The 7615-nt window shown below is 64.6% G+C and carries 7 protein-coding genes; 3 read left to right on the forward strand and 4 right to left on the reverse strand.

Going from position 1 to position 7615, the window contains the following annotated elements:
• Positions 1-30: 30 nt before the first annotated feature.
• Both PHW99_RS10425 and PHW99_RS10430 read left to right on the forward strand, forming a co-directional pair.
• Positions 31-1632 carry a choline dehydrogenase gene (locus PHW99_RS10425; protein WP_300176714.1) on the forward strand — a complete coding sequence of 534 codons (1602 nt, stop codon included), beginning with the start codon at positions 31-33 and terminating at the stop codon, positions 1630-1632.
• Positions 1633-1910: 278 nt separating this feature from the next.
• Complete coding sequence (locus tag PHW99_RS10430; RefSeq protein WP_300176717.1) at positions 1911-2648, forward strand: hemerythrin domain-containing protein; 738 nt, start codon at positions 1911-1913, stop codon at positions 2646-2648.
• A gap of 19 nt (positions 2649-2667) precedes the next feature.
• Here the strand turns inward: PHW99_RS10430 and PHW99_RS10435 are convergent, their stop codons facing one another.
• From PHW99_RS10435 to PHW99_RS10450, 4 genes are read right to left on the reverse strand one after another with little or no spacing between them, the layout of a single operon-like run.
• The gene (locus tag PHW99_RS10435; RefSeq protein ID WP_300176719.1) at positions 2668-4014 is read right to left on the reverse strand and encodes a GAF domain-containing protein; all 1347 of its coding nucleotides are present in this window, start codon (positions 4012-4014) and stop codon (positions 2668-2670) included.
• Positions 4011-4520 carry a hypothetical protein gene (locus PHW99_RS10440; RefSeq protein WP_300176722.1) on the reverse strand — a complete coding sequence of 170 codons (510 nt, stop codon included), beginning with the start codon at positions 4518-4520 and terminating at the stop codon, positions 4011-4013. The genes PHW99_RS10435 and PHW99_RS10440 overlap by 4 nt, the downstream gene beginning before the upstream one ends.
• 47 nt (positions 4521-4567) lie before the next feature.
• A complete protein-coding gene (locus PHW99_RS10445) occupies positions 4568-5377 on the reverse strand; it encodes an ABC transporter permease (RefSeq protein WP_300176725.1) in 810 nt (269 codons plus the stop codon).
• Entirely contained in the window at positions 5374-6297 is a 924-nt protein-coding gene (locus PHW99_RS10450) for an ATP-binding cassette domain-containing protein (protein WP_300176728.1), read from the reverse strand. The genes PHW99_RS10445 and PHW99_RS10450 overlap by 4 nt, the downstream gene beginning before the upstream one ends.
• Before the next feature lie 85 nt (positions 6298-6382).
• Between PHW99_RS10450 and purT the strand changes: the two genes are divergently transcribed.
• The coding region (gene purT, locus PHW99_RS10455) for a formate-dependent phosphoribosylglycinamide formyltransferase (protein ID WP_300176731.1) at positions 6383-7615 on the forward strand (1233 nt) is incomplete at its 3' end.

The following is a 7615-nucleotide window of genomic DNA, read 5'->3' on the forward strand; positions in this document are numbered from 1 at the left end:
CCCCTGCCCTGTGCGTGCCAGGAGAATCTCATGTTTGACTACCTCATCATTGGTGGCGGCTCGGCCGGCTGTGTGCTGGCCGCACGCCTGAGCGAAAACCCCAACACCACCGTGGCCTTGCTGGAAGCCGGACCGGTGGACCGCAGTGTGCTGATCCATTGCCCGGCCGGCCTGGCGGTGATGGCCAAGTTCGGCCTGTCCGGCTGGAACCTGCACACCGTGCCGCAACCAGGCCTCAATGGCCGCCAGGGTTACCAGCCACGCGGCAAGGTGCTGGGCGGCTCCAGCTCGCTCAACGCCATGATCTACATCCGCGGCCAGCGCGAGGACTACGACCACTGGGCCGCCGAGGGTAACCCTGGCTGGTCCTTTGATGATGTGTTGCCCTATTTCAAGCGCTCCGAACACAACGAGCGCGGCGCCGACGCCCTGCGCGGCAGCGGCGGTCCGCTCAATGTGATGGACCTGCGCAGTCCCAACCGCTTTGGCGAGCTGTTTGTCCAGGCCGGGGAACAGGCCGGTTACCGGCGCAATCCCGATTTCAATGGTGCCGAGCAGGAAGGTGTGGGCCACTACCAGGTCACCCACAAGAACGGCGAACGCTGCAGCGCCGCCAAGGCCTACCTGACACCCAACCTGTCGCGCCCCAACCTGCAGGTGTTCACCGGCGCCCACACCACCCGCATCCTGCTGGAGAAAAAACGCGCGGTGGGGGTCGAGTTTGTGCACGACGGCCATCTGAAACAGCTCAAGTGCCAGCGTGAGGTGCTGCTGTGCGCGGGCGCCATCCAGTCACCCCAACTGCTGATGCTCTCGGGCATCGGCCCACACCAGCACCTGCTGGACAACGGCATCGCCACCCTGCACCACCTGCCCGGCGTGGGCCAGCACCTGCACGACCACCCGGACATGGTGCAGGTGGTGGACACCCCGCGCGAGACCGATCTGTTTGGCCTGTCCGTCACCGGCGGGATCAACACCGTCAAGGGCATGGTGGAATGGCGCCAGCACCGCCGCGGCATGCTGACCACCAACTTTGCCGAAAGCGGCGGCTTCATCAAAAGCCAGCCCGGCGAAGCCACCCCCGACCTGCAGCTGCACTTTGTCATCGGCAAGCTGATCAACCACGGCCGCACCACCACCTGGGGCCACGGTTATTCGTGCCACACCTGCCTGCTGCGCCCACTGAGCCGCGGCAGCATCCAGCTGGCCAGCAAGGACCCGATGGCCGCGCCGCTGGTGGACCCCAATTTTCTGAGCCACCGCGACGACATGGATCGCCTGGTGCGTGGCTTCAAGCTCACCCGCCAGATCCTGGCGCAACCGGCGCTGGCCCAGTTTGGCGGGCGCGAACTGGCCGCCACCGCCTGGGCCCGGACCGATACACAGATCGAACAGGTGATCCGCGACTACGGCGACACCATCTACCACCCGGTGGGCAGCTGCCGCATGGGGCCCGGCGACATGGACGTGGTCGACGCCCGCTTGCGCGTCCACGGTCTGCAGGGGTTACGGGTGGTGGACGCCTCCATCATGCCGCGGGTGGTCAGCGGCAACACCAACGCCCCGGTGATGATGATGGCCGAAAAAGCAGCCGACCTGATCAAGGCCGACCAGTCCAGCCAAATATAGGAAAAATCAGCCTCTAGCCCAGACAAAATAAGCATTTATAGCTATAAATAGCATAGCAAAAGATTGATCCCAACCGGTTCACCCGCTCCGGCGGGCAAGGGCAGGCCGGGTGTTTAAGAAATTTTTAGCAATGGCCTAAGGTTTTTGTAGCAAATCCTTAGGCAAGATTTAGCAACGCGCAGCGGGCGACATTTTTAGACTTCTTTCCACGGTTGCTGATGCATGGGGCATCAGCGCCCCCTCTCAACAGGGCCATGCGGCCCGGAAAGAAATCCACCATGAAACTCGATACCCGTGAAATCCAGGCCGTGGCGGCCACCCAGCCTGCGCGTTTTGACCTGTATGCCGACATCCACAAGGCCATGCGCGCCATGATGAGCGACGTCCTGCTGGCCGTGGGCCGCATGGACCCCGACGACGCGGAGGAACTCAGCCATGTCAGTGGCCGGGTGCTGGAACTGCTGGACTTCTGCGCTGCCCATGTCCGCCATGAAAACGAGTTTGTCCATCCGGCCATCGAAGCACGCTCACCCGGCGCCAGCGCCGCGCTGGCCCACGAGCATGAGACTCATGTGCAGGACATCACCCGCCTGCAGGCCGCCGTCGCCACCCTGTGCCGCCACAGTGGCAGCCAGCAAGCTGCCGGCGCAGCACAGGCGCTGTACCGCGAGTTGGCGATGTTTGTCGGCCACAACTTCACCCACATGCACGTGGAGGAAACCGCCCACAACACCATCCTGTGGGCCCGTTACACCGATGCGGAACTGCTGGAACTGCACGCCCGGCTGGTGGCCAGCATCGCCCCGGCCGACATGATGACCACCCTGCGCTGGATGGTGCCGGCCCAGAACCCAGCCGAACGCACCGCCCTGCTCAGTGACATGCAGGCCCACGCCCCGGCCCCGGTGCTGGAGGCCGCCCTGGCCCAGGTACGCCCCTACCTGAACGACCCGGACTGGGCCAAGCTCACCCGCAGCCTAGGGCTGGCGCCAGTCCCCGGCCTGGTCATGGTCTGAAGCGTCGGCGCGGCCACCGTCAGGCCACGTCCACCAGTTCCAGCGGGCGTTGCACCAGCAGCCTGAAGCGCCCGCGCCCGGTCTTCTGCGTCTGGATCGGCGCGCCGTGTTCGGCCAACCGGCGTTGCAGCAGCAGCAGGCGGGCATCGAGGTTGTCCGTCACATCCGGCAAGCCCAGCGCCGGGTCCAGCCGCAGTTCGCGGTTGGAAAACTCGGTGCGCCCCTGCTGCACATGGTCCGACACCAGTTTCCAGAAGATCGCCCCGGCCACCCCCTTGATCAGGTAGGTCTCATTGATGAAGATGCTGTCATTGACCCGGAAATGCCGCACCTGCAGCGGCGCCCCGCTGGGTGCCGGAGCGGGCGCCGCCGGCAGGGGTTCGGCTGGTGCCGCCTCGGTGCCGGACTGCATCAGCTGAATGGCCGCGCCAAGGTGACCGGCCACCGCCACCAGCACATCCTCGTCCTCGAAGCTGAACTGCAGGTCCAGCGGACTCTCGACAAACAACACCCCCAGCAGGCTCCCGCTCGACAGCACCGGCACGGCCAGCTGGCTATGGGGTTCGCGCAGCCCGGGGTAGGGAATCTCGTGGTCCAGCGCCAGGTCCGGCGCATCGGCGCACAGGCTGCTGCGCACCGCCCGGCTGTAGAGGTAGGCGCTGGTCATGTGCATGATGCGCACCGGGGTCCGTTCCCGCGCCGCCACCCCGATCACACCGTCACCCATGTCGATCTCAGCCCCGACGCCCGAGGTGGCATAGCCGGTGCTGGCCACGGTGTACAGGCGCTGGGTCACGGGGTCGAGCATCAGCACCATGGCGTGGCGGATGCCCATGAAATCGGTCAGTGACGCCAGGGTGGCGTTGAGCAGTTCGTCCAGTGCCGTGCACTGTGACAGGCGCTCGCTGCAATGGCGCAAGGCCGCCAGCAGGCCGCAGCGGCTGGGTGACGGCGGCAGCGCAGTGCCGGCAACGGCCTCGATCTCCTGCACCTCGTACACGTCCGACCCGAGCAGCCGGAACACACTGGCCATGCCGCTGTGGGAGGCAATGCCGGCCAGCTGCGCCTTCATGCCTTCAAACAGCGGCCCCGCCGTTTCGGTGCGCAGATACCGCAGGTGCAGCCGAAAAAATTCGGCAGTGACCGGGTGCAGCACCTGCAGGCAGGCATACGGATGGCTCAGGATGTTTTTGCGCGTCTTGTTGAAAAACTGGAACGACAGCGCGACGTGGCGTTCGTCCACGTAATACACCTGGGAAATATAGGCCACATTGGGCATGCCATCGACCGCGCTGGTGGTGGCCATGATGGCCGGAATCGCCCCTTCCAGACAGGGCCGGATCGACCCCAGCGCGGGGCCGTTCATGGCGCGGCTCCGCTGGCCGGCAAGGCGGCACCGGCCCGCGGTCCGGGGGTCTGGTCATAAGCCTCCTGCGGTTCAAAACTGATGGCCACCAGGTCATCAAGCTGCCAGTCAAACATGGCATGGGCAAAGCGGGCATCGATCCCGACCTTGGCCACCTCATGCGCCATGGCGGTCCGATAACGCTGCAGCAGCGGCTCGTCCGAGGCCTGCGCCGGCCGGATGCGGGTCTGCGTGGCCTTGACCTGCACGGTCTGGTGACTCAGCGGCTCGCTGAACACCACCGCAATCCGGCCGGTGGCAGCGACATCCAGCAGCAATTGGCGTGACTGCCGACGCGACAGGTAGACGGTGACCGAACCCCCATCTGGCGTGATGCTGCTGCCCATGGCCCGCATGATGCTCGGGCGCAGCTGCACGTCACAGGAGCTGACGATGGCAGAGACACCTTTGTCCACCATGGCAATGTGCTCTGGCGACAACAAGGGCGTGCGGGCGGTGGGGTTCATGGCTGCGCAGTATAGGAAAACTCAAGCGCCGTGGCGGGAACCAACGACTAGGCGCGAAAACGCTTGCGCGTCAGCGCCAGCGCCACCCAGAAGCCAGCCACGGCATACACCGCCAGCACCACCAGCGGGCGCAACCACTCGGTGGGCCATTGGTCCATGAACAGCGGGCGCACCAGCTCCACCGCGTTGGTCAGCGGCAGCCAGTGCGAGATGGTGCGCACCACCGGCGGCAGTTGTTCCAGCGGGAAGAAGATGCCGCTGAGGAACATCATTGGCGTCAGGAACAGCGTGAAGTAATAGGTGAAAAAGTCGTAGCCCTTGGCCAGGGCGTTGAAAATCAGCGCAATGCAGCTGAAGGTGATGCCCACCCCGAGCAACACCGGCCAGGCCACCAGGAGCTTGGGGCTGTAGCTGATGCCCAAGCCCAGCATCACACCCAGAATGGCGGTCACGGTGAACAGCGACTTGAACGCCGCCCACAACATTTCGGCCAGCACGATGTTGTCCAGGTTGACCGGCGCGTTCATGATGCCGTCCCAGGTCTTTTGCACATGCATGCGCGAAAACGCCGAGTACAGCGCCTCAAAACTCGCCGCCTGCATGGCACTCATGCAGATCGAGCCGCTGGCCAGGAACAGGATGTAGGGCACCTGCACTCCGTTGACCGTCACCTGACCCACCAGCGCCCCCATGCCATAACCAAAAGCCACCAGCCACATCAAGGGCTCGGCGATGTTGCCCACCAGACTGGGCAGCGCCAGCTTGCGCCAGACCAGCAGATTGCGCAGGAACACCGGCCACCAGCGCATCGAGAGTTCTGGCGCACGCCAGACAGAAGGGTTCAGCGGCGTGTTCATGCTTCCTCCCGGATTTGACGGCCCGTCAGCTTGAGGAACAAATCCTCCAGGTTAGCCGGACGGTGCAGGGTGCGCAGTTGCGGGTAGGCCGTCAGGGCCTGCATCAAGGGTTTGGCGTCCTGGGTGTAGAAAAACACCGTCTCGCCACTGACTTCGAGGCGCGCCGCCAGTGCCTTCAGGGGCGAATCCACCAGGCTCAAGGCCCCGCTGCCATACACCTCCACCACATCGGGTTCCAGGTATTGGCGGATCAGGTCGCGCGGCGCCCCTTCGGCGATCTTCTTGCCATGGTCCACCACCAGCAGGCGGTGGCACAGACGCTCGGCCTCGTCCATGAAGTGGGTGGTCAGCAAAATGGACTTGCCCTCGGCTAGGAGCAGCTGCAGGCGCTCCCACATCAGGTGGCGCGCCTGCGGGTCCAGCCCGGTGGTCGGTTCGTCCAGCAGCAACAGGCGCGGGTGATTGACCAGCGCCCGCGCCAGGCTCAGGCGCCGCTTCATGCCGCCGGACAACTCGCCCGGTTTGGCCTGGGCCTTGTTGCTCAGGCTGGCAAACTCCAGCAGCGCCGGAATGCGTTCCCGAATCTGCGCGTCCTTGAGGCCAAAGTAGCGGCCATAGACCAGCAGGTTTTCCGCACAGCTGAAGTCGGGGTCGAGCGTGTCCATCTGGCTCACCACCCCCAGCTGCGCCTTGATGGCCAGTGCGTCGCGCGGCATCTGCTGGCCAAAGGCGGTGATGACACCGGCATCGGGCACCGTCAGCCCCAGGCACATGCGGATGGTGGTGGTCTTACCCGCGCCGTTGGGGCCGATCACCCCCAGGCATTCACCCGGTGCAATCTGGAACGACAGGTCACTCACCACGGTGGCCGTTCCATAGTGTTTGTACAACCCCTGTACCGATAAAATTGGATCATTCATGGGCAGAATTGTCACCCAGCAGACCGACAACCAGCCGCCTTTTCTTTCAAACCCCTTGTTCAGGACGCGACAACGCGCAACGCTTATGACCACCCTCGGCACCCCACTCTCCCCCAATGCCACCAAAGTCATGCTGCTGGGCAGCGGCGAACTGGGCAAAGAAGTGCTGATTGCGCTGCAGCGCCTGGGGGTGGAAACCATTGCCGTGGACCGTTACGACAACGCCCCGGGCCAGCAGGTGGCGCACCATGCCCGCACCATCACCATGAGTGACCCCGCCATGCTGCGTGCGCTGATCGAAGAGGACAAGCCCGACCTGGTGGTGCCCGAGATCGAGGCCATCGCCACCCCCATGCTCGAAGTGCTGGAAGCCACCGGCACGGTACGGGTGGTGCCCACCGCCCGTGCGGCGCGCCTGACCATGGACCGTGAAGGCATCCGCCGCCTGGCCGCCGAAACCCTGGGCTTGCCCACCAGCCCGTACAAGTTCTGCGACTCACTGGCCGAGTTGCAAGCCGCCATTGACGGCGCCAATGGACAAACTGGCGTGGGTTACCCCTGCATTGTCAAACCGGTGATGAGCTCCAGCGGCAAAGGCCAGAGCAAGATCAGCGGCCCGGCTGATGTGCAAAAAGCCTGGGACTACGCCATGGCCGGTGGCCGCGTCAGCCATGGCCGGGTGATTGTGGAAGGCTTCATCGACTTTGACTACGAAATCACCCAGCTCACGGTGCGTGCCCGGGGCGCAGACGGCCAGATTGCCACCCATTTCTGCGAGCCGGTGGGTCACATCCAGGTCAACGGTGATTATGTGGAGAGCTGGCAACCCCACCCGATGAGCCCGGTGGCGCTGGAAAAAGCCCGCCACATCGCCAAAACCGTGACCGACAACCTCGGCCTGGGTCTGGATGGCCAGCCGTCCGGCCTGGGTATTTTTGGCGTGGAACTGTTCGTCAAGGGTGATCAGGTCTGGTTCAGCGAGGTGTCCCCCCGCCCGCACGACACCGGCCTGGTGACGCTGACCACCCAGGTGCAAAGCCAGTTTGAATTACACGCCCGCGCCATCCTGGGTCTGCCAGTCAATACCGCCTTGCGCAACCCGGGCGCCAGTGCCGTGATCTATGGCGGCGTCGAGGCCCAGGGCATTGTGTTTGACGGTGTGGATGACGCCCTGCGTGTGCCCAACACTGACCTGCGCCTGTTTGGCAAACCCGAGAGTTTTGTCAAACGCCGCATGGGCGTGGCGCTGGCCTTTGATGCCGACATCGAGGTCGCCCGCCGCAACGCCAAGTTGGCAGCGTCCAAGGTCAAGCCACGC

Origin of the sequence: Rhodoferax sp. (assembly GCF_028689305.1) — a bacterium.
Taxonomy (GTDB): Bacteria; Pseudomonadota; Gammaproteobacteria; order Burkholderiales; family Burkholderiaceae_C; genus Rhodoferax.